This window comes from uncultured Salinibacterium sp., assembly GCF_963974405.1.
GTDB lineage: Bacteria > Actinomycetota > Actinomycetes > Actinomycetales > Microbacteriaceae > Rhodoglobus.
Genome location: NZ_CAXBBH010000001.1, coordinates 127977 through 149918 on the forward strand (window position 1 = coordinate 127977; position 21942 = coordinate 149918).

The 21942-nt window shown below is 60.4% G+C and carries 18 protein-coding genes; 11 read left to right on the forward strand and 7 right to left on the reverse strand.

Annotated elements, in window-relative coordinates; all coding sequences use genetic code 11:
- Positions 1 to 52: 52 nt before the first annotated feature.
- Positions 53 to 1675 (reverse strand): class I SAM-dependent DNA methyltransferase, encoded by a 1623-nt coding sequence (locus AACZ26_RS00610; RefSeq protein WP_339618350.1) that lies wholly within the window; start codon positions 1673 to 1675, stop codon positions 53 to 55.
- Entirely contained in the window at positions 1675 to 3810 is a 2136-nt protein-coding gene (locus AACZ26_RS00615; protein WP_339618351.1) for a hypothetical protein, read from the reverse strand. The genes AACZ26_RS00610 and AACZ26_RS00615 overlap by 1 nt, the downstream gene beginning before the upstream one ends.
- 163 nt (positions 3811 to 3973) lie before the next feature.
- Between AACZ26_RS00615 and AACZ26_RS00620 the strand changes: the two genes are divergently transcribed.
- The 4 genes from AACZ26_RS00620 (at position 3974) to AACZ26_RS00635 (ending at position 6543) form a co-directional block, all read left to right on the forward strand.
- Entirely contained in the window at positions 3974 to 4258 is a 285-nt protein-coding gene (locus AACZ26_RS00620) for a DUF3892 domain-containing protein (RefSeq protein WP_339618352.1), read from the forward strand.
- A gap of 24 nt (positions 4259 to 4282) precedes the next feature.
- On the forward strand, positions 4283 to 4807 hold the full coding sequence (locus AACZ26_RS00625; protein WP_339618353.1) for a hypothetical protein: 525 nt from the start codon (positions 4283 to 4285) through the stop codon (positions 4805 to 4807).
- A gap of 50 nt (positions 4808 to 4857) precedes the next feature.
- Positions 4858 to 5898, forward strand: coding sequence for a TM2 domain-containing protein (locus tag AACZ26_RS00630; protein WP_339618354.1), 1041 nt, complete (start codon positions 4858 to 4860; stop codon positions 5896 to 5898).
- A gap of 120 nt (positions 5899 to 6018) precedes the next feature.
- Positions 6019 to 6543 (forward strand): hypothetical protein, encoded by a 525-nt coding sequence (locus AACZ26_RS00635; RefSeq protein WP_339618355.1) that lies wholly within the window; start codon positions 6019 to 6021, stop codon positions 6541 to 6543.
- A gap of 7 nt (positions 6544 to 6550) precedes the next feature.
- Here AACZ26_RS00635 and AACZ26_RS00640 read toward each other — a convergent pair whose 3' ends face one another.
- The 4 genes from AACZ26_RS00640 to AACZ26_RS00655 all read right to left on the reverse strand — a co-directional run bounded on the left by AACZ26_RS00640 (position 6551) and on the right by AACZ26_RS00655 (position 13813).
- Positions 6551 to 6940 carry a VOC family protein gene (locus tag AACZ26_RS00640; protein ID WP_339618356.1) on the reverse strand — a complete coding sequence of 130 codons (390 nt, stop codon included), beginning with the start codon at positions 6938 to 6940 and terminating at the stop codon, positions 6551 to 6553.
- 149 nt (positions 6941 to 7089) lie between these two features.
- A complete protein-coding gene (locus AACZ26_RS00645) occupies positions 7090 to 10377 on the reverse strand; it encodes a metallophosphoesterase (RefSeq protein WP_339618357.1) in 3288 nt (1095 codons plus the stop codon).
- Between the two features lie 53 nt (positions 10378 to 10430).
- Positions 10431 to 12434 (reverse strand): fibronectin type III domain-containing protein, encoded by a 2004-nt coding sequence (locus tag AACZ26_RS00650; RefSeq protein WP_339618358.1) that lies wholly within the window; start codon positions 12432 to 12434, stop codon positions 10431 to 10433.
- A 191-nt stretch (positions 12435 to 12625) separates the two neighbouring features.
- Entirely contained in the window at positions 12626 to 13813 is a 1188-nt protein-coding gene (locus AACZ26_RS00655; RefSeq protein WP_339618359.1) for a low temperature requirement protein A, read from the reverse strand.
- A 93-nt stretch (positions 13814 to 13906) separates the two neighbouring features.
- Between AACZ26_RS00655 and AACZ26_RS00660 the strand changes: the two genes are divergently transcribed.
- Positions 13907 to 14347, forward strand: coding sequence for a nitroreductase/quinone reductase family protein (locus AACZ26_RS00660; protein WP_339618360.1), 441 nt, complete (start codon positions 13907 to 13909; stop codon positions 14345 to 14347).
- Positions 14348 to 14356: 9 nt separating this feature from the next.
- Here AACZ26_RS00660 and ddaH read toward each other — a convergent pair whose 3' ends face one another.
- Entirely contained in the window at positions 14357 to 15193 is an 837-nt protein-coding gene (gene ddaH / locus AACZ26_RS00665; protein WP_339618361.1) for a dimethylargininase, read from the reverse strand.
- A gap of 103 nt (positions 15194 to 15296) precedes the next feature.
- Between ddaH and AACZ26_RS00670 the strand changes: the two genes are divergently transcribed.
- The 6 genes from AACZ26_RS00670 (at position 15297) to AACZ26_RS00695 (ending at position 21923) form a co-directional block, all read left to right on the forward strand.
- A complete protein-coding gene (locus AACZ26_RS00670; protein WP_100387666.1) occupies positions 15297 to 15734 on the forward strand; it encodes an Lrp/AsnC family transcriptional regulator in 438 nt (145 codons plus the stop codon).
- A gap of 153 nt (positions 15735 to 15887) precedes the next feature.
- Positions 15888 to 17177, forward strand: a complete 1290-nt coding sequence (locus AACZ26_RS00675; RefSeq protein WP_339618363.1) for an ABC transporter ATP-binding protein — start codon at positions 15888 to 15890, stop codon at positions 17175 to 17177.
- Positions 17178 to 17189: 12 nt separating this feature from the next.
- Positions 17190 to 18371, forward strand: a complete 1182-nt coding sequence (locus AACZ26_RS00680; protein ID WP_339618364.1) for a spermidine/putrescine ABC transporter substrate-binding protein — start codon at positions 17190 to 17192, stop codon at positions 18369 to 18371.
- A 26-nt stretch (positions 18372 to 18397) separates the two neighbouring features.
- Positions 18398 to 19345 (forward strand): ABC transporter permease, encoded by a 948-nt coding sequence (locus AACZ26_RS00685; protein ID WP_339618366.1) that lies wholly within the window; start codon positions 18398 to 18400, stop codon positions 19343 to 19345.
- Positions 19342 to 20184 carry an ABC transporter permease gene (locus tag AACZ26_RS00690; protein ID WP_339618367.1) on the forward strand — a complete coding sequence of 281 codons (843 nt, stop codon included), beginning with the start codon at positions 19342 to 19344 and terminating at the stop codon, positions 20182 to 20184. The genes AACZ26_RS00685 and AACZ26_RS00690 overlap by 4 nt, the downstream gene beginning before the upstream one ends.
- Before the next feature lie 68 nt (positions 20185 to 20252).
- On the forward strand, positions 20253 to 21923 hold the full coding sequence (locus tag AACZ26_RS00695) for an amidohydrolase (protein ID WP_339618368.1): 1671 nt from the start codon (positions 20253 to 20255) through the stop codon (positions 21921 to 21923).
- The last annotated feature ends 19 nt before the right edge of the window (positions 21924 to 21942 follow it).

The following is a 21942-nucleotide window of genomic DNA, read 5'->3' on the forward strand; positions in this document are numbered from 1 at the left end:
CGAAGAAAGTCTCCGAGCGTGGCGTGGGGAGCATCAACTCCTGATCGCACGTTCACGAGATCCTCCCCAACTGTTCTTGGACTGCACTCGCTAAGGCACGGGAGTCCTCAAACTGGCTCAACAGCTGAGTTCGAAGCCGCTCAACTTTCAATAGAGCATCTTCGCCATCACTCTCTGAATCGGCCGCGCCAACGTATCGCCCCGGCGCAAGTGCGTAGTCCGTTGCTCTAATCTCGGACAGCGTCGCGGAGTAGCTGAACCCGGCCTCGTCCTCATACGTGAGTCCGGCATCCGTCGCCGACTTGGTGCCGCGCCAGGCTCGGAAAGTGTTCGCGATCTGGGCAATGTCGTCGTCGCTGAAGGCGCGCTCGGCACGGTCAACCATGTGGCCGAGATTGCGGGCATCAATGAACAACACCTGACCGGTGCGGTCGATGCTCCCGCCCGCTCCCGCGGTCTTGTCTTTCGCGAAGAACCACGTGCACACCGGAATGCCCGTGCTGCGGAACAACTGCGTCGGCAGAGCAACCATGCACGACACCAGATCGGCCTCGACGAGTTGCGCACGAATGTCGCCCTCGCCACCCGAGTTCGACGACATCGAACCATTCGCCATCACCACACCCGCACTGCCGCCCGGGGCGAGCTTCGAAATGATGTGCTGAATCCACGCATAGTTCGCGTTACCCGCCGGCGGAACACCATAACGCCAGCGCGGATCATCCTCACTGCGCGCCCAATCCTTGATATTGAATGGCGGATTCGCCATCACAAAATCGGCCTGCATCTCCGGATGCTGATCACGCGCAAACGTGTCACCCCACCGACTCGCCAAATTGCCATTCAGGCCATGAATAGCGAGGTTCATCTTCGCCAAACGCCACGTGCGCTCATTCAGCTCCTGGCCATAAACAGAGATGTCGCTTCCCTCTTTATTGTGCGACTCCAAAAACTTCTCCGCCTGCACAAACATGCCACCCGAACCACAACACGGGTCATACACGCGGCCATGCGTCGGCTCCAAAATTTCCACCAGAACCCGCACCACACCAGCCGGCGTATAAAACTCACCACCACGCTTACCTTCGGCAGCCGCGAATTTCTCCAGGAAGTACTCGTACACCTCACCCAAAAGGTCGCGGGCGCGAGTCGAACCCTGCCCGGTGAAACGAGCCGAGTTGAACAGGTCAACCAGTTCTCCCAAACGGCGCTGGTCGATGTTGTCGCGGTTGTAGAGACGCGGCAAGGTCGCGGCGAGCGCCGGGTTCGACGCCATAATCGCCTCCATCGCCTCATCGATCAACAGACCGATCGACTTCACCGGCTCGCCCGGAGCCGCGGCGATACCCTTCGCGTTCTCCGACAAGAAACCCCAACGAGCATTCTCGGGAACCCAGAACACCCCATGACCGGTGTACTCATCGACATCATCGATCAGTTGCGCGATCTGGTCTTCGCCGAGGCCATCAGCCTCAAGCTCCGTCGCGATCTGTGCACGACGCTCCTCGAACGCGTCCGAAACATACTTCAAGAACACCAACCCCAGGATGATGTCCTTATATTGCGAGGCATCCATCGAACCGCGCAGCTTGTCGGCTGCCTTCCAAAGCGTGTCTTTCAGCTCCTTCATGGTCGAGGGGGCTGTATCCGGTTTCGTTTTCGTGCGAGGGGGCATTAGTCAGATCCTTCCGATGGGGCAATTATGGCGGCATCACTGCCGGTAGTTGTGGTGTTCTGGGTAGTCAGGGTGCCGGCGACAACGCCACCAGCAATCGTTTCTTCGAGGGCGGTGAGCATGCGCATCCGTTCGGCCGCAGCCTCGCGCTCGGCAGCAACACTTCGTAGCGTCGCCGCCAGACCCGCACGCTCGGTGTGCACGACACGGCGCACCACCCAACGCTTCCAATCGCGAGACGACTGCTGCGGGATGTCCGTCGCCAGCAACTCGGCGACAAGACCCGCCGAGTCCGTCTCCTTGATGCGCAGAATGCGTGCTGGGTAGAGAACCACCGACGCACCCTCAACATCGACCAAGGCTTGGGGCTGTGTGCCCGCGCGGAACACGACGTCGCCGGGCAAGGTCAGGCCCGCGCTGGGGTAGGCATTCGCTAGCAAGAGGCGGTCGATGCGGCGAGCGCCGATAGCGTGAGCGCCGGCAATCTCTTCCGCGCCGATCACGGCAAAGCCGGTCTCACCGTTGATGTTCTCTGGGCTCACCCGCGCCCCAGAGATGCGGCGAACATGGCGGGCGGCGGCAAGTGCACCGAGGGAGGCGGGCGGCAGCACCAGGGGCGCATCGTTGACCTCCACCGCATCGAGACCGGCGGGAGCTGCGTCACCGAGAGTCGCCACAATCGAGTCGAGTCGAGCCGGGAAATCTGAGCCCGCACGCCGATCTCGCTCGGCGGCGACGGGGCGAGCCGAGGTCACGACATGTTTGGTATCGGAAACAAGAGAGCCGGTGCGCGTGAGAAGTTCGGCGGTACGCACCGGGCGCGTGAAACGGAATGCGTGAGCACGAATGGCAGAACCATCGCCCATCGCGGCCACCAGATCACTGACGAGATCTGCACGGGTCGTCGGGGTGAGAGTTTCATCACCCAAGTCGGCGACAAGGTTCCACTTCTCAGCGCGAGCCACACTCGCGTGCGCTGGACCGAACACCCACAACGCCAGCGCCTGGCGCGGACTACTTGTGACAAGCCCGCGCGGCAGGCGAACGATGGCACGGAGCGAACCTAAACGTAGAAGCTGCGAACGGAGAGCATCCGCATCAGCGGGGAGCCGACCATCCGTCAGCACAGAAGCCGGCGCCACGATGACTGCCCGCTGAGTGTCATCGAGCTGAAGAGCCACATTCTCAATGGCCGACAGGATCTGCACTGCAGACATGACCGGTGACTCCACAGTCGGGAATTGCGCCACATGAACGGCAGCGCTGCTCGCGGTGAACTCGCCTGTGCTCGACACTGTTAAAGGGGTGTGCGCGAAACGGTGAGCCATCAGCCGACGCCGAAGAAGTCGCGCCCCCGGTGCATTGGTATTCGCGGTGGACGCGACCGGGTCGGTGCCCTCTTCGAGTGAACGAAGCACCGCGATAAGGAGATCGCCGCAGACACCCGTGGGATCGACGAATGCGGGACGACCCTGGTCGGCATCCGGATTGTTGCGCTCGAGTTCGCCCGCGAGCTCACTCACCAAAGCAATCGCTTCGGGTTCGAGGGCGGTGCGCGTGAGGGCGCGGCGTCCGTCACGAAAACGTTCACCGAGAAGCGATTCGAACGCGACCGAGACGTCGTAGGCACCGTCTACCAGCACATCAACGAATCGCGCCATCGGAGCCAACTCGTCGCCAAGGGTCTCGACCTCGCTGAGAATGCTCACGTCATCCGGATCAACGCCGTCGGCCAGGTCGAGAAGCTCAGCCGCCGACAACACACCAATGGAGCGATCGGCGGCCGCCCGCAGCGCAACGAGAGCGGTGAGCGCGTGGAACGACTCGTCATCGCCTCGACTCGTCGCATCGAAACGAGCGAAAGCAGCGGCGTCAGCAACCACATCAGGGTTGTTGCCCCGGTTGGTCGCCTCAAGCCACGCCGCGACTTCGAGAGCGTCGAAGACGTCACGGCCGTGGTCCTGAGCGACGGACGCAGGGAACGGCAGGTCGGATGCCGCAGCACGAGTACGCCACATCGACACCACCGGGCGCTGCACCTGCGCCAGCCGGGCAATCCCCGAAAGGGAAATGAACAAGCGAGGTTCGGTGGCCTTCATCATTCCTCCTTCGGTTGAGGTGCACGTCTGTGACACATGATGAGCCTAGCTCGACCTTGCGACATCGGAGCGCTTTTGCTGATAACCCTGCTTATCAGCATGTTCGGCAAGCGGGGAGCGGATCAACGCCAACATTCAACGAGTCGAGGCAATCCCGCCCCGCCCCTCTAATTTCGCCACCGACTCCCGAGGAGTTTCCATGCTTTACATCCGCCAGGTACGCGTTGCCTCACCAGGCACCTCTAACCAGCACATCACCCACGTTCGGTACTCAAACTCACCGACCGGCCCACTCACCGCAGTAGCCCGGGATGTGGTGGCGAGCGTCATCGACACTGGCCACGACTTCTCTACCCACAACGACCTCACCGGCGCAGAAGCTCGCGTTGTTACGCGGGACGCCGGCGGAGGTCGCCGATACATCACCACGGAAGCCGACGGCAAAGAGACCAACAACCTGCTCGAACTACCGCGCTACGTCTAGGCCCTACCCACTAGGAGAAAACCCATGAGCATCGAATCGACGAACGCCCCGGCTGAAACATCGGGGAAAGCGACTACCGCCGACCAGCCACCCGCCACCCCCACATCCTCGAATCGGGCAGTAGCTTTCGGGGCCGTTGGCCTCGGAATCGGCCTCGTTCTCGGACTCGTCATCGGCCTCGCCGTAATTCCCGCCATTGGGAGCGCCATCGGGAGCGTCGCCGGCGGAGTCGTTGACGCTGCACAACCGAGTCCGATCATCGCCGCCACCGAAGCCTGCGAAGTGGAAGACAGCCAGTACATCGTCGTCGGCGACGAAGGCACAAGCGTGTCGATGGACAGCACCGGCGAAGAGTCAAAAGGCGCCCCCTACTCCGACATTCTCTGCGTGCTCGACGAGCTCGACACCCCCGACAGTGTGCTGAACCGCATCAACAGCACCCGGGCCCTCGACGGTCGACAGTCAGCCGAGTGGACGAACTTCTCCGCCTCCTGGGGTTACCACCCCAATAGCGGCGCCAACATCATCATCGACTTCACGCGCGACTAACCAGTCGCGCAACCACCCCTCACCATCCGCACCACCATCGAAGGAGCATCATGACCACTGACACACAGCACCCCGCTGCCGAAACCCCGCCACCCGCCCCCGTTGCCCCGGCCGTGCCGGACGCCGCAGCTGCCCCCGAATCCGAGAAGTCGTTTCTCGTCACTTTCGTTCTCTCGCTGCTGCTCGGCTTCATTGCGGTCGACCGCTTTTACCTCGGGAAGGTCGGCACCGGCATCCTGAAGCTCATCACCTTTGGTGGGTTCGGCATCTGGTACCTGATCGACCTCATCCTCGTGCTCACCGGAGCGCAGAAAGACAAGCAGGGCCTCGGTCTTGCCGGGTACGCGCAACAGAAAAAGGTCGCGTGGATCGTGATGGGTGCCATCATTGTGCTCTCACTCGTCAGCAGTGCGCTCAGCGGCGGCAGCGACGACGCTCCTGCCATCGATGCGCCGAGCACGAGCACCGAGCAATCAGCGGGCACCGAACCCGACGCTGAGCCTGCCGCCGAAGAACCTGTTGAGCAAACAAACACCGCTCAGAGCTGGGCGGATGACAGCTTCGGCACCTTCGACACCATCACCGAATCTGGTGCCGGCGACAACCTCGTCAGCCTGCCCGAAGGAGTCACCGCAGCGATGGTCACTGCAACGCACGACGGTGGCATGAACTTCATCGTCAATGCGCTCGACGCCAGCAACGAAGCCACGGGCGACCTGCTCGTCAACACCATCGGCTCCTACACGGGCACCACCGTCTACGGCTTCAACGCCCTCAGCGATGCCACCTCGTTGCAGATCACGGCCGATGGCAACTGGACACTCACCATCGCGCCGCTCTCGACCGCTCCCGCCCTCGCGGCATCCGGAACTGGAGACGGAGTCTTCCTGTTCGACGGTTCAGCCGGAAAGCTCACCGCCACCCACGACGGAACGATGAACTTCATCGTGCAGGAAGAAACCGACAAGGCCTTCTCGTTCGGGCTACTCATCAACGACATCGGCGCCTACTCCGGCACCGTGCCGCTCAGCTCAGGACCCTCCGTGATCAGCGTGCGGGCCGACGGCAGCTGGACGCTCGCGGCCGAGTAGAGCTCCACAACTAACGCCAGAGGGGTGGGGCCACACGGCCTCACCCTCGTCTGAATTTCGTTCGATGTCAGACCCCTGAGAAATAATCCATTTATCCGGCTCGCCCATGAAAGGAAAACAATGAATCTGCTTGGAGAAGTAGTTCGCGAACGCTGGAGAGCACTTGCCCCCACCAATTTCGCCACACTTGAGAACCAAGAAGAGTTCTTCTCCGAACTCGGTGCAGCGCTTCAGACAGAAGTGAAACAAGCCCTCAGCCAGTCAGTCGCTCTGGCCAGCCAGACAGGCGATGAAGCTGCTCGTGCCGGGCACTACGCCGCGCTACAGCGACAAGCCGAAGAAATTGCGCTGGATGGAGTTCCCTGGCCCGCAGACGAATTAGCCTCCACCCGAGAGGAATGGGATTCGACTAGCCCACACGATGCCCGTGTCGTGGGATGGGCTTGGGAAAATATGGGCGAGTCGGTCTTCCAAGACGAGCTCGAAGATCTCCACGCGAAGTGGCTGCTCCCGATCGAATTTCTCGAACGACTAGCGGCAGCCGCGAACCCCCAAGATTTTTGGGACGCCAACCAGCAGGTCGTCGAGGCCTGCCGTGCGGCTCGTTGGAAACGGGACATCGCCGCCGAGCGATCTGAAGGCTAAACCGAGGCTACGCCGCAATAACCGACAGCACGTTACCCGCAGGGTCCGTGAACCACGCAATCTCAGGGCCGTGCCCGCGCATGATGCCCTTGGCGTCGGTCGCCAACGCACCCATGAGACTCGAGTCGTCGTAAATCTTGGTGGTGACACCACGCTCGTTGAGCGCATCCACTGCAGCCTCAACATCGTCAACCGCAAAGTTCAGGATGGTGAAGCTTGCCGGTTCGTGCGTCTCTTTCGGGTAGATGGTCACGTCGGCGCCGCCGGGCAGCGTGATGCGCAACGTGCCCATCCCACCATCGGCTACAGCTAGCCCGAGGGTGTCGGAGTAGAACGCCCGGGCCGCGTCGAGGTTATTGACACTGAAACCGCAAAAGGCATGGGTGGGAGAAAACATGACGCTCCTTACTGGTGCATCGACGCTACGCCCTCTCGGCCCTGAACGCTAGAGAGCGAACGACAGCGCGATCGAAGGCTCCTCGACAAACGCAGAGAACTCCGGGGCAGACGGCCCTCGGCCGCACTACCCCGGAGTTCGGAGTCCTGCTATTTACTGCGCTGAAGCACAATCAGGCCTGTCGGGAATCGATCGCGAGCAGAAACATACACTGCCCCGCGAGACGAATCGACGGAAACCCCGTAGACCTTATTCCCATAATTAGTGCCCGGGAAATTGGCCACAGTACTCAAATCACCAGCGTTGAGCACGAGAACACCACTGTCTTCAAAGGTGTCACTCTCGTGGCCAAGATACAGCCGTTGCGCAATGGGATCGATCGCGAGTGAACGGAAATCAGGTGCCGTCGCAGCCATCGAGCGCAGCAGCGGATACCCTTCAGCGCTCGCGTCGTAGACACGCACGCCGTCCAGCCCAGTTCGCACATTGCTGCTGACGTACAACTGGCCCGTGGTGGCGTCGAATGCGATGCCATGAGACTGCCAATCAACCCCCACCGTTTCGACTGTTTCGATCTGTGCGCCCGAAACGGCATCCATCACCTGAAACCCAGAGCCACGAGTCGCCCCAAAGACCCTGCCACCGGCGAGGTCAACGTCGAGACCACGTACGTTGGCCGTGAAGGCGAACGGTCCACGCTTGATGGTGTCTGTAGCGATGTCGAGCACAAGCCACGACGCCCCATAGGCCACATACAGCTCGCCCTTAGCGGTATCGATTGCGATGTCGCGAACTCCCTGATCTTCAGCACCAGCGATAGCGTGAGTTGCCACGACAGTGTCCGAGACAGGATCGATTTCCAAGATCCGCGCCGGCCGCTGCTCATTACCCACGAACAAGTGACCTGTTGCCGGGTCAACTACAGAACCAACGGGTTTGACATCCAAATCCGCATCATCTGATTGGCTCGCTATCGCGGTCAGCGACGTCGGAGTGTATTCGCCACCGCTCGGCGGATCGGTCGGGTCCGTCGGATCCGTCGGATCAGTCGGATCGGTCGGATCAGTCGGATCAGTCGGGTCCGTGGGGTCGTACCCTTCAGGCCACGTTGCCCCGACACGGTGACTGATCGTCACAGCGACAGATACGAGCTCTGAACCCGGAGGGTTGAGGCGGTAGTCACGGTTGGAGACAAAGACTCTCTGGTGCTCCTCGTCAACCGAAATACCGTAGCCGTCCTTGCCAAACTGTGCGCCAGGGAAGTCCCCCAACATCACACCAGTTTTGGCATCGTGAACGCTGAAGCCTCCGCTCGTTTCTGTCGTGCCGGTGTACCCGACATACAACAGGCCGTGAGTGGAGTCGGCGTCAACCTGGCGCGGGCTTGGTCGTGTCGGGATCTCCCACACCGAAGCAAAGCCCTTGTCGACGTTGAATGTTTCAACATTCTTGACATTCGTGAGTTCCTCGAAATAGGCGGCTGTGACGAACCCGTTGGCCGGATCTGCAGCCACGTAGTACGCACCGAGTGTGCCGTTGATCACACCGAGCGACTCGCCGGTTTCAGCATCCATCACCTCGATTCCGCGCGATGGAACAGCACCGTAGACGTACCCACGCTCAGGGTCGACATCGAGCGAACGGTTCGATTCGATGAACGTGTATGGCCCACGAACGACCTCACCGAAGCTTCCCTCAGCGATGGAGACCACAACCCAGTTGCGGTTCTGCTGCCCCACATAGAGAAGTTCATTTTCGTCATCGATGCCGATATCCCGGATGTTCTCCGGCAACGTCATTTGGCGAAGAACCTCATCAGTGTTGGGATCAATCTCGAAGATCGTTCGGCCGTTCTGGTCACCCAAGAACAGCGTTTCGCGGTTCTGCGAGAATGCCGAACCCGCGGGAAGGGCCGCTTTCGATTTGTCAACAGACGAGAGGTTGCCTGCGACGGTGAAGTCAACGTCAGCTTGCGGGTCCGTGGGATCAGTGTCTGGATCAGGGTCAGGGTTGGGAGTGCAGCCCAAGCATGGCCCGGTATCACCGGGATCGATTACTTGAGGCTTCGCATCGTCGGTAACAGCTTTGCCGCTGTCGTTCTTGACGATTGTCACGCCGTCGTAGTACTCACCATCGGCAGTGCGGGCCTCGTAGCGCAACGAGTCACCGTCAACGTCGATGAGTTGATACAGCTGAATGCCCCCACCGAGCCTGCGCAAGTGAGCGTCGTTCTCGGTCCACAATCTCGGGCCAGTGTTGGAGTACATCTTCGACCCCACAACAGAAACCGCATACACCGGTCCGTCATAGTTGAGCTCACTATCCCAGCCGGAAGGATTGCCCTCCTCTGCGGCATTGGAGTTTCCTCGACCGTAGTTGTGATCGTGACCCTGAAGAACGAGATCCACGTTGTACGATTCGAAAATGGGAAGCCACGAGTCGCGGATTGCGCGGTTATTGCGCCCCTCATCCAGTGAGAAAACGGGGTGGTGGAAGTACACCACCGTCCACTTGTTCGGATTGTTCTTGAGCGTCTCTTCGAGCCACGCTGTCTGAACAGCCAGCGTTGCGGCATCCGAAAGATTGCTATTGAGCGAGATGAAACGAACCCCTTGGTAGTCCGTGAAATATACGGTGCCGTTCAGGAGCGCTTCCACCTCCTCGCTGCCGGTCGGCCCGTTCTGCGGATAGGCGAACTGCGCTGACCACTGGCGAGAGAGTTCTTCGCCCTCATACTCGTGGTTTCCTGCCGCGGCTAGAAAGTTTTGAGTACCGAACTGGTAACCAGCGGCATCAAACACTTCACCCCATTGAGAGTCGTCATTCGCATCGTCAATCAGGTCACCAGCCTGGAGCACAATTTTTGCATCGGGGCGATCGCGGAAGGCATTGCGAATCACGCGGGAGGCATCAGACTTGATCCCATTTTGCACGTCACCGAGGTAGATGAACGAGAAAGGATCTGCGACATCGGAGGCTGTAGTGAAGTGCTGCCACTCGCTGAAATTCGTGCCGTCACCCACCCGGTACATGTATTGGGTTGAAGGTGAGAGCCCAGTGAAGTTCACCGTGTGGAAGGCTTCGGAATACCCCTTGTCGGTCGGCACTACGGTGCGCTCTGTGGCGGGTACAACACTGTAGTCAGTTGGATACGGAGTCGCCGTTGCGATGCGAATCTGCCCTTGCGCCTGATCGGCAGTAACGGCTTCTGAGGTGCGCCACGATACCGCCTGCGAGTTGAAGAGATCGCCGGAGGGTGTGAGCACGACCCGATCCGGAACTCGGCTCGGACCGTACCTTTCCAGTGCGGATGCCGATGCAGCGTGAGCCGGGGCGGATGAGACTGCGGGCACAAACAGACCCGCAGCAATTGCCGCAGTCGCAACTACGGCAACGAGTCGTCGAGTTGGCTGCGATCGGGAGGGGCGTGACGTCATTCGCGGTGAACCTTTCACAGAGCTATGCCGGGAGGGAGAGAGTTGCCGAATATTCATGAGGAGGCTCCGTCTACGCGACGGCGCCGGCGAGAAAACACAACGCCAGCCACACCGAGCAAGAGCACTGCACCTCCGACCATGAGAGACGTAGAGAGGCCGCCCATTCCGGTGAATGCGAGGTTGCGCACCCCGGTGCTTTCTGAGCCTGCTGCAAGAATGCGGATCGGTGCTTCAGCGAGCGCTCCCGACTCCAGCCCACGAACGACGATTCGGTGGTTTCCTGCTGGAATCCCAGCGGGAATGCGGAGAGTGGAAGAAACGACGCCAGACGTATCTGCTTTCTTGTAGCCGAGAACAACGGGGTCAGAGTGGATGGAGATCTCGACATCTTCATTTGGCTTGAAACCAGCCACCTTGAGCGAAAACTCTCCACCGGCAGCAACACCGGTCACGGAAAGTTCAAGCTTTTCCGGGGTGTATTCGCCGGGTTCCGTCGGCGGGTCCGTGGGCGGATCAGTCGGTGTTGGGGTGGGGTCGGGAGTCGGATCCGGCGTGGGAGTCGGGGTCGGCGTCGGAGTCACATCACCGGGAACAGTGGGACTCGGAATCGACGGCGTACCGATGTCTCCACGAGTCGAACCAGGACCCGAAACTCGCGGTGTGAGATCGTCTGTCACGAGCTTCTCACCGGTGTCGCTCTTCGTAATGGTGAATCCGTCAAAGAGGTCACCGGTGACCGTGCGGCTCTCCACGTGCAACTCATCCTGCGAAACATCCACAATCTGGAACATCTGAGTGTCGCGGTTCATGCTGCGCATGTTCGCACCGTTGGAAATCCAGTTATTTGTAGCTGGGTCATCCGGAACATACATTTTGGGCCCCGCAACAGATACCAAATAGACAGGGCCTGTCTGGCTAGCATCCGCGGAGGCACCCTCCGGCAGATTTGTCTCGTTTGCGAAGAGGTTTCCGCGACCATAGGCATGGTCGTGCCCCTGAAGAACGAGGTCGACATTGTGCTTCTCAAATACCGGCAACCAGGCATCGCGCAACGTCTTGTTATCGCGCCCCGAGGTCACCGAGAAAACAGGCTGGTGGAAAGATACAACGCTCCACTTGTTGGGGTTTTCTTCCAGAACCTTGTCCAGCCACTCCGTTTGCACCGCAAGGTTGCTGCCACCGATCGTCGACGCATTCAGCGAGATGAATCGAACTCCTTGAAAGTCCGTGTAGTAGACGGTCTCGCTGAAGGCCTCCACTTGTGCCGGGGTTTCTGCGGGCCCGTTTTCCGGGTATGCAAACTGCGACTGCCAATACTTGCTGAGCTCCGGCCCCGGGTAATACTCATGGTTTCCCGGCGTTGCCATTACGTTCAGATAGGAGTTGGCAAATCCAGCAGCACCAAACCATTCTCCCCATTCGGCATCCGCAATATTGGTGTCGATAAGGTCACCGAGGTGCACGACAGCTTTGGCGTACGGTCGCGCCTCGTACGCTGCGCGGAAAGTGCGCGACGCGTAGGACTTCACATCGTTCTGTGCGTCTCCCTGCACGATGAATGAGAAGGGAACACCGGCGTCACCTGCTGACGCAAATTCAAACCACTCGCTCCAGGTTTCGCCGTCACCAACCCGGTAGAGGTATGAGGTGTTGGGGTCCAGTGCATCGAGCTCTGCCGTGTGCTGCTTGATCGAGTACCCGAGGTCGGTGACGAATTCAACCGTGCTTGTGGCAGAGATTGTGCGCCACGTCGCAATGGGCCCGTCGGTCATCTCAGCCAATTGCACTTGGGGAGAGACAACCGCTGTCGACGTTCGCCAGGACACGTTTTGTGTAGTGCTCGGTGTTTCGGTTGGAGTGAGAATCACCCGGTCAGGCTCCGCGGTCGGCGCGTGAACGAGCGCCGGGTTTACTGGAGGCGGCGCGAGCCCTCCGGCGGCGGCGGCAATTCCTCCGCCCACCGCCATCATTGCAATGGATGCCACGACTGCGCTGGCAACGAGAACATTGCGTTTCTTTGGCGCCATTCGGGCGCGCGAAAAAACATCAACTTTCATGATGTGAGATACCCCTACTTGTGGTTCTCCGCGTTCGGTCGCGGCGAGTTTTTAGCCGAAAGTGCCAGAGGGTTTCAGCACCTTCAGCAACCTATCGCGCAGCATTGGCCCGATTAACAGAATCAATATTCTGTTCATTTACTGGACGCCAAAGATAGACCACCTGATGTACGGTCTCAGACTGGCTCCCTCTATCCCTCCGCAGATTCAAGAGCATTGGCGTGCATCCGCCCGCTCAGCAGCGCAACGAATAACAGCACAACCGTCACCGCAGCGATCGCGACAGCGACCCCGATCGTTCCCAAAGAGCCGGCCGCGAACGGGAGCGCCAGGATTGCTACCGCAGCAATCACGGTGGCGGTTCGCGGAATCGAAACCCGTTCCACCATGGGTGCGTGCAAGATCCACAGCAGCAGAATCACCAGGGCGACCGGAAGCGCCAAGGAGTAGCCGACAACAAGCTCGCTCGACTCCAGATCACTCGTTACGGAGCGCACCGCTATCTCAATTCCGGCACCCACAGCGGCGAGTGCGGCATACAAGAAGTAGTGTCCGTAGTTCCAGAACAGGTAGCGGTCGCGCCGGTTCTCGAGACCCTCGGCTGCGGGTTCTGAGAAGTACAGCCACCACAGGGAGAAGAGCAGCACGAGGCCCGCAACAGAAGCGGTGACGAGCGAAGGCGAGAGCCCCTCTTGAAGCGCTTCTTGAACAGCAATCGTCGCGGCCAAGACACTCTCGCCCAAAACGAGAATCGTGAACTTTCCATAGCGTTCCGCGATGTGATGCGGATGCCACGAGAGCCGCTTCGCTCGGTCGGCCCAGAGCGGCACGGCGAGCTCCGCAACGACGAGAACGAGGAATGACGGCATCGCCAACTCGGCAGGCAGCAGCAACCGCAGCAGCCAGCCAACCTGCACCACCCCAATGCCGAGGGCGTAGCGCCCGGCGGTTGCCCGAGTATCGGGGTCGTCCTTGACGGCCCGCAAGAGGGTCGCAATCAGACCGAGGCGCAGGATCAGGTACCCGGCAGTCACGGCGGCAAAGTTGCCGTCGTCGAATGCCATTGGCACTCCTGCAGCCAGCACAAGGATGCCACCCATTTGCAGCATCGTGAAGAGGCGGTAGGGCACGTCATCCGTGTCGTACGCCGACGCCAACCAGGTGAACTGGTTCCACGCCCACCAGATGGTGAAGAACACCATCAAGAAGGGGCCGATCGCCTCAAAAGCGTGCCCCACTTCAATCGCATGGGCCAGTTGGGCGACGACAGAGGCAACCGCGACGACAAAGGTCAGGTCAAAGAGCAGCTCAAGCGGAGTCGTTTTGCGGTGCGGCTCATCAATATCTCGAGCAACCACCCGCGAGCGCAGTGCGTTCATGACATGACTTTACTCAGTGTGGCTGGCTAGCCATAGCTTCTCAGCGGTGCGCCAGATGTGCCCGCCATCACTCTGAAGCGCAAGAATAGAACCATGAGTACACGCGACCGCTTCAGTGACTTTGGCATGAAACTCATGAACGGCATACACCGCACGGTGCTCACACTCTCCGGCGGCCGGCTCGGCTGGACGCTGGGCAGCATGCCCGCGGTCGAGCTTCACACGACGGGCAGGGTGTCGGGCATCCGCCGTTCCACCCTATTGACGGCACCGGTGCACGGCGACGGACGCTGGGTCATCGTTGCCTCTAAGGGCGGCGACGACCGCGACCCGCTCTGGTATCGCAATCTTCAAGCGACCCCGGATGCCGAACTCACCATCCGCGGTCGAACCATCCCTGTGCACACTCACACCGCCAGCCCCGCCGAGAAAGCGGAACTCTGGCCGCGGATCGTGGCCGTCAACGCGCGCTATGCCGAGTATCAGACCAAGACCACGCGCGATATCCCCGTTGTTATTTGCGAGGAACGCTAACGCAGTTGTCTAGCGACGCAGCTCGAGGGTGCAGCACTTCACGCCGCCACCACCCAGCAGCAGCTCCGACAGGTCGACGCCGATGGGGTTGTAGCCGCGCTCGGTGAGCTGACGCTCGAAGTCTTTCGCGCGGGCGGCGATGACGACGTTGTAACCGTCGCTGTAGGAGTTGAGTCCGAGCACTGCCGCATCCTCTTCAGTGGCGAGGATAGCGTCGGGGTACAGTGCACGGAGTTTTTCGAGAGAGGGCTCGTCGAAGGCGCTCTCCAAGTAGGCGATGTTGGTGTCATCGAGCTTCGCGATGGCCGTATCGACGTGATAGAAGCTGGGGTTAATGAGGTTGAGGGAGACAACGTTGCGGCCCGAAAGCTCTGCAAGCTCCCGGTGGCTTTCGACTGATGTGCGGAAGCCCATGCCTGCAAGGATGTTGTCGCCGACAAGGAGGAAGTCGCCCTCACCCTCATTAACGTTCTCAGGAGAAGCGACCTCGAAGCCGTTGGCGCCGAACCAGTCCATGTAGGCGGGGCCTTCGGCTTTGCGCTCGTCGTAGGTGAAGAGGGCGCCATAGGCTTTGCCATCAATCACAAATCCGCCGTTGGCGGCGTAGACCATGTCGGGAAGACCCTGGATGGGGTCGATGAGCTCGACGGTGAAACCGAGGTCGATGTAGGTGTCGTAGAGGGTCTGCCACTGCTTCACAGCGAGGCTGGTGTCAGTGGGGTCGTTGGGGTTCATCCACGGGTTGATGCTGTACGAGACCGTAAAGAAGTCGGGACGGCACATCAGCACGGTCTTCGCGGTGGCCTGACGCACAGGCGTGGTCGATGAGGTGTCAGTGATCGTCATACCTCCAGTGTTCCACGCACCTATCCGCAATGTCTCCGCAATCTGCGCACTAATTACGCGCAGATGCTGGCCGGTGCACAACAATTCACCGTAGGCTGGAAAAATGGACAAGCTAGATGCGGGAATAATCGACATGCTCCGCCTCAACGCCCGCGCAGGCTATGGAGATATCGGCGAAGCCGTGGGCCTTTCTGCCTCCGCAGTTAAACGGCGCGTCGATCGCTTAGTCGCCAACGGCACTATTCGCGGGTTCACCGTTCAGGTCGACCCCGCTATCGACGGCATGGGCACTGAAGCGTATGTCGAACTCTTTTGTCGCGGCAACGTGGCTCCGCACGAACTGAAGCGCATTCTCAGTGCCATCCCCGAAGTGGTGGATGCCGGAACAGTCAGCGGGTCTGCCGACGCAGTCGTTCATATGCGCTCGCGCGACATCCACTCGCTTGAAGTCGCCCTCGAGCGACTGCGCACGGCAACCAACATCGACAACACTCGCAGCTCTATCGTGCTGTCGCGCTTGATTCACCGCCGCTACGAATAACGCCAGCAGCCCCTCGAGGCGACCCGTTGCGAGCATCCATATTTCGTGAGGTTTTAGGCAGTTCCTTTGCCATCTGACGACTGATTCCGTGCTGTAACACGAACTTAACCAACCAAATCGTTGCGCATCCTTACTATTTCCGATTGACTACAGGTGACTCGCGAATCAATTATCGCGAACTCGGAGGTACGCAATAACGTGACGGTTTCAGCGCAAAACACAACGCCCGCAGCATCGGCAGCCGAAAATGCGAGCGCAAATGCGGCAGCCACGAGCGAACCTGACGGTTCTGTTGTGCTCGAGGGCGTGACCAAAAAATTCGGTGGTGCTGTTGCCGTCGACAACATCAGCTTGCACGTGCGCCCCGGTGAGTTTCTCTCCCTGCTCGGCCCTTCCGGCTGCGGTAAGACGACAACACTGCGCATGCTGGCCGGTTTCGAAGAGCCCACCTCTGGCAGCATCCGCATCTCTGGTCAGGATGTTGTGGGAATCCCACCCCACAAGCGCAACGTCAACACCGTTTTTCAGGCCTACGCCCTGTTCCCCCACATGAGCGTGGCCGAGAACGTGGCTTATGGGCTTCGCCAGAAGGGCACTCCCAAGTCAGAAATTCGCGAACGCGTCACCGAGTCTCTCGACCTCGTTCAAATGCGTTCCTTCGCTGATCGCAAGCCCACTCAATTGTCGGGAGGCCAGCAGCAGCGCATTGCGCTCGCCCGGGCGCTCATCAATCGCCCCGCCGTTCTTCTGCTCGATGAGCCCCTCGGAGCCCTCGACCGCCAACTGCGTGAAGAGATGCAGATCGAGCTCAAGCTTCTGCAGTCCCGCCTCGGCATCACGTTCATCTTTGTCACGCACGATCAGGGTGAGGCGCTCTCGATGAGCGACCGCATTGCGATCATGCGCAAGGGTCGCATCGAGCAATTGGACGATGCCGACTCCATCTACGACTCCCCCGCGAGCGCCTACGTCGCTGGCTTCATCGGTCAGCAGAACTTCTTGCCGGGCATGATCACGAACGATCTGCAGGTCATGGAGTCTCCGTTCGGAGTGCTGCGTTCGACATCCACTCATCCCGAGCTTGAAGCGGGAGTGGATGCTCAGGCCGCGGTTCGCCCGGAGGCGGTGACCGTTTCCGCGATCACTGACACCGGCGCAGCCACCACCCCCACTGCAGACAACCGAATTTCGGGCAAAGTGCTCGGAGTTTCGCACCAGGGCGAGACGCTGCAGTTCTTGATCTCGATTGGTGATAGTCAGACCTTGATGTCACGTCTTCCCCGCCCGAGTGCACCGCGGCTCGCTGTTGGTGACGCCGTGATGTGCACGTGGGATGCAGCATCCGTGCACTTTTTCCCGAGTGAGCAAGCAACACAGGCTCAGGCCGATATCGCTCGCGCAGTTTCTCACCCCGCCCCACCGACCAGCTCGATCTCGCTTTAAGGGAGCATTCTGATGTCACACGAAAACCCGGTTCGCATTCTCGCTTCAACTTCAGCTACGAAGATCATGAAATCTGAGCTCAATCGGCGTCGGTTCTTGGCGCTATCGGGCACCGCTGCTGGCGCCGCTCTGCTCGCTGCGTGTTCGCCGCAGTCGGGCGCAGGTTCGTCTCCTCAGGCCACCGGTGGTGCTTTGGAGAGCGGTCTCTCGGTCTACAGCTGGGGTGACTACGACGATCCCGATTTGGTGACCGATTTCACTGCCGAACTCGGCCCGAATGTCACGTTTGACTCGTTCAACTCGAACGAAGAACTGATCTCGAAGCTTGTTGCTGCTCGAGGAACGAGCGGGTACGACATCGTCGTGCCGACGGGCCCGTTTATTCCTCAGATGATTGAGAACGGTCTGCTCAGCAAGTTGAACCTCGACCTCATTCCCAACATTTCGGATATGGATCCGGCATTCTTGGGTCGCGATTGGGATCCCAACAACGAGTACTCGATTTGCAAGGCGTGGGGCACGACCGGTTTTGTGTACGACAAGACCAAGATCAGCCGCGAACTGACCACGTGGGCTGACTTCATCGATGCTGCCCAGAACGAAGCCAGTGGCAAGGTGTCGGTTCTCGATGACCCAGCACCGCTGCTCGGCATTTACTACTGGGCCAACGGCATCGACTGGAACACGACCGACGAGGCTGACCTCGCTGCGGCCGAAGAGTTTCTCACCACCCAGCTCGCCCCGCACATTTCGGCGTTTGACTCGTATCCTGGCGGCGCAGCTATCCCCCAGGCACAACAAATTCTCATGCAGTCGTGGAACGGGGATGCCCGACTCGGCATCATGGAAAGCGACGAGCCGGACCGCTGGCAGTGGGTGCTCGGTTCGCCCGACACTGAACTCTGGATGGATAACTGGGCTATCGCTGCGGGTGCCCCCAACCCTGAAGCTGCTCACGCCTTCATCAACTACGTGCTCACTCCCGAAGCGGCCATCCGTGAGCTTGACTACATCGGCTACCACACGGGTGGCGCGGGCATCGAAGACGCAGCACGCGCTGCCGAGCTCGCGATGCTCGACCTCGTGTTCTTCAACGACGAACAGATCTCGACGATGCACACGCAGACCTTGAGCGAAGCCCAACAGCGCATTGTTGAAATCTGGGACAAGACCAAGGTTGCTGCGGGCGCCTAGCCTGCGCTGTTAGTCGAGAAGCCAGAATGACCACCCTCACCGAACGCCAGTCGGCGCCGTCAGATTCAGCGCGACGACGCCCCCGCTGGCTGAAGCTGCCCAGCTTCGCTCTCGCGATTCCCGCGTGGGCGTGGCTGTTCGCCTTCTTTGTTGCGCCTGTTGCACTCGTGGTGTGGTTCAGTTTCGGCTACAAACCAGGCATTTTTGGCACCCACGCTAATGACGTGCTGTCGTTCGACCGCTACGCCGAAGCGTTATCGCCCACCTTTTTTGCCACGTTCCAAAACACGCTGTGGGTGGGAGTGGTCGGCACGCTTATTTGCCTCGCCATCTCCATTCCCTTCGCGTATTGGCTCGCGTTCAAAGCTCCGGTCTCGCGCCGCGGCATCCTGCTCGCGATGGTCATGATTCCGTTCTGGACCAACTTTCTGGTGCGCACAATCGGTTGGCAGATCATTTTGGCGCCGAGCGGTGTGCTCTCGAATGCCTTGCAGTCGATCGGTGTTCTCGATCAACCCCTCGAGATTCTGTTCACTCGCACCGCGGTGCTGATCGGTGTTGTCTACAACTATCTCCCGCTCATGATCTTGCCCATGTTCGTGGCTTTTGACCGCGTGGCGCTGCCCATGCGGGAGGCGAGCAAAGATCTGGGTGCTGGCCGCTGGTCAACCCTGTTCAATGTAACGTTGCCGCTCGCGAAGCCCGGCATCGTTGTGGGCATCCTGCTCGTCTACATCCCCCTCATGGGCGACTACATCACGGCCACCGTGCTGGGTGGCGCCAAGGGAAACATGGCCGGCCAGATGGTTGCCAACCAGTTTCAGACCGCACAGAACTGGGCACTCGGTTCGGCGATGGCTGTTGTGCTGGTGCTGACGATTCTGACGACTGTCGCCATCGCCGCGCTCGTATCGTGGCTGGCGACGTGGCCCTTGCGCGCCAGTCAGCGCCTCGTGTTGGGAGACAAGTCATGAAGCGACTAGCCCTCACCGACATTTCACTCAAAGTATGGGCAGTAATCGTCTTTGCGTTCTTATTCGCGCCGATCGCTGTCATCATCATCTACTCGTTCAACGAGGGGCGCCTGCTCGTCGCGTGGAACGAGTTCGGTTTCGGCTCCTTCGGGGCCATTGTCACGAAGCCTGCGATTTCGGATGCCGTGCTGGTCTCCATTCAGACGGGCTTCATTGCCGCCATTATCGCGACCGCTCTCGGCACGACGGCGGGCGTTGCGCTTGCGCGTCGCGCCGGCAAATGGGCTGCGCCATTCTTGCTACTTCTCGTGCTCGTCACGGTTACTCCCGAGATTGTGGATGCCGTCTCGCTCTTGCCCTGGATGGTCTTTCTTGGCCAAGACCTGGGTCTCAGCATCTTCGACAACGGCATCGTTCGACTCGTGGTTGGCCACTCCCTCTTTTCCACCGCCGTCGTGGCGTATATCGTGCGCTCGCGCCTGGTCGGCATTGATGAGAGTCTGGAAGAGGCCGCCGCTGATCTCTATGCTCCGCCCTTCAAGCGCTTTACGCAGATCACCCTTCCTCTCGTGATGCCTGCTGTTCTCGCTGGGGGACTGCTCTCGTTTACTCTCAGCCTCGACAACACCATCGTTTCCGCATTCGTTCAGGTCTCTGGCACAACGCCCTGGCCCGTGTATGTACTCAGCGCTGTGCGCACCGGTTTGCGGCCCGAGATTGCAGCAGTGTCAACGATCATGTTGCTGCTCACGCTTGTTGCGCTCGGCCTCGTGGCCTACGTCTTGCGTCGCGCAGGCGACTCCGCCACCGACATCGCTAAGACCGTTGGCGGCGGCTAAACCGCCCGCAGCTCCGATCGACTCCCGCTAGCCTCCCTCGAACGAACGAACCAGAAAGCTCCTGAACTATGACGTTTGCTGACCTCGTCTTCACCGGCGGCGCTGTGTTCACCGCCACCGGAAGCGAACCAACCCACGGCAGTGTCGCCGTCACTGACGGTCGAATCGTTGCCGTCGGTAGCGATGCTTCCAGCGACGCCGCGGTGAACGAACTCGTCGGGCCAGACACCGAAGTGATCGACCTCGACGGCAAGCTGCTCATCCCCGGATTTCAGGATGCCCACGTGCACGCCGTGTGGGGCGGGCTCGACCTCATCCGCTGTGATCTCTCCGAAGACTCGACGCGCGATGAGTATGTGGCCCGGCTGTCGAACTATGCCGCGGCAAACCCTGAGCTCGAGTGGATATTGGGCGGTGGCTGGAACATGGCGGCCTTCCCCGGTGGCACGCCAACGGCATCCGACCTTGATCTGGCTGTTACTGACCGCCCCGCGTTCATCCCCAACCGCGACGGCCACGGCGCCTGGGTGAATTCTCGAGCACTCGAGCTTGCCGGCATCACCGCGGACACCCCCGATCCCGCCGACGGCCGTATCGAGCGCGACGCCGACGGCAACCCGACCGGCACCTTGCACGAAGGCGCCATGTCTCTCGTGAACACACTGCTGCCCGAAACATCGCCCGAAGATTATGCTCGCGCGCTGCTCATCGGCCAAAAGTATTTGCACTCCCTCGGAATCACCGCCTGGCAAGACGCCATTCTGGGTGGCTATGGAGATGCTGGCGACGCTACCCCCACCTACATGGCGGCAGCGCAGTCAGGGGAACTCACCGCGAGAGTCGTCGGAGCCCTGTGGTGGGATCGCACCCGCGGCCCGGAGCAGATCCCTGAACTCGTGATGCGCCGCGACAAGAACGCGGCCGGGCGCTTCGCCGCCACGAGCGTCAAAGTGATGCAAGACGGAGTCGCCGAGAACTTCACCGCCGCGATGTTGGAACCGTACCTCGACGGTTGCGGTCACCATACCGATAATTCGGGCATCTCTTTTGTCGATGCTGCGCAACTCATCTCGAACGTCACCGAACTGGATGCGCTCGGCTTCCAAGTGCACTTTCACGCGATCGGCGACCGTGCCGTGCGCGAGTGTCTCGACGCAGTGGAAGCAGCGCGAGCGATCAACGGCCCCAACGACAACCGTCACCACATTGCGCACCTGCAGGTCGTGCATCCGGATGACATTCACCGCTTCGCTGAGTTGGGTGTGACCGCCAACCTGCAGTCGTACTGGGCCGTTCTCGAGCCGCAAATGGTCGACCTCACTCTGCCCTTCTTGGGAGACCCCCGCAGCTCGTGGCAGTACCCGTGGGGAGACCTGCACCGAGCCGGAACCCATCTGGCGTCAGGAAGCGACTGGTCGGTGTCGACTCCTGACCCCATGGCCGCCATTCACGCCGCCGTCAACCGCATTGCCGCTCCCGGTCACGAAGAGGGCGAATACGACGCCTTCTTGCCGGAGCAAAGCCTCGACCTGCTCACCGCGATGACCGCCTACACAGCAGGTTCCGCCTTCACCAACCACCTGGATGAGACGGGCACCATCGAGGTCGGCAAGCTCGCCGACCTCGTCGTTCTCGATCGCAACCCCTTCGCAGGAGCAGCAGCCGACATCGGCCGCACCCGCACCGAGCAAACCTTCGTCGAAGGCGAGCGCGTGTACCGCGCGCCCGCCCAACCATAAAGCTCGCCACCCCGGCGAG

Bases quoted from the DNA above. Each gene is read 5' to 3' on its own strand.
- AACZ26_RS00610 (WP_339618350.1), bottom strand. From the start codon at position 1,675: ATGCCCCCTCGCACGAAAACGAAACCGGATACAGCCCCCTCGACCATG.
- AACZ26_RS00620 (WP_339618352.1), top strand. From the start codon at position 3,974: ATGCTTTACATCCGCCAGGTACGCGTTGCCTCACCAGGCACCTCTAAC.
- AACZ26_RS00625 (WP_339618353.1), top strand. From the start codon at position 4,283: ATGAGCATCGAATCGACGAACGCCCCGGCTGAAACATCGGGGAAAGCG.
- AACZ26_RS00630 (WP_339618354.1), top strand. From the start codon at position 4,858: ATGACCACTGACACACAGCACCCCGCTGCCGAAACCCCGCCACCCGCC.
- AACZ26_RS00635 (WP_339618355.1), top strand. From the start codon at position 6,019: ATGAATCTGCTTGGAGAAGTAGTTCGCGAACGCTGGAGAGCACTTGCC.
- AACZ26_RS00640 (WP_339618356.1), bottom strand. From the start codon at position 6,940: ATGTTTTCTCCCACCCATGCCTTTTGCGGTTTCAGTGTCAATAACCTC.
- AACZ26_RS00645 (WP_339618357.1), bottom strand. From the start codon at position 10,377: ATGACGTCACGCCCCTCCCGATCGCAGCCAACTCGACGACTCGTTGCC.
- AACZ26_RS00650 (WP_339618358.1), bottom strand. From the start codon at position 12,434: ATGAAAGTTGATGTTTTTTCGCGCGCCCGAATGGCGCCAAAGAAACGC.
- AACZ26_RS00655 (WP_339618359.1), bottom strand. From the start codon at position 13,813: ATGAACGCACTGCGCTCGCGGGTGGTTGCTCGAGATATTGATGAGCCG.
- AACZ26_RS00660 (WP_339618360.1), top strand. From the start codon at position 13,907: ATGAGTACACGCGACCGCTTCAGTGACTTTGGCATGAAACTCATGAAC.
- ddaH (WP_339618361.1), bottom strand. From the start codon at position 15,193: ATGACGATCACTGACACCTCATCGACCACGCCTGTGCGTCAGGCCACC.
- AACZ26_RS00670 (WP_100387666.1), top strand. From the start codon at position 15,297: ATGGACAAGCTAGATGCGGGAATAATCGACATGCTCCGCCTCAACGCC.
- AACZ26_RS00680 (WP_339618364.1), top strand. From the start codon at position 17,190: ATGTCACACGAAAACCCGGTTCGCATTCTCGCTTCAACTTCAGCTACG.
- AACZ26_RS00685 (WP_339618366.1), top strand. From the start codon at position 18,398: ATGACCACCCTCACCGAACGCCAGTCGGCGCCGTCAGATTCAGCGCGA.
- AACZ26_RS00690 (WP_339618367.1), top strand. From the start codon at position 19,342: ATGAAGCGACTAGCCCTCACCGACATTTCACTCAAAGTATGGGCAGTA.
- AACZ26_RS00695 (WP_339618368.1), top strand. From the start codon at position 20,253: ATGACGTTTGCTGACCTCGTCTTCACCGGCGGCGCTGTGTTCACCGCC.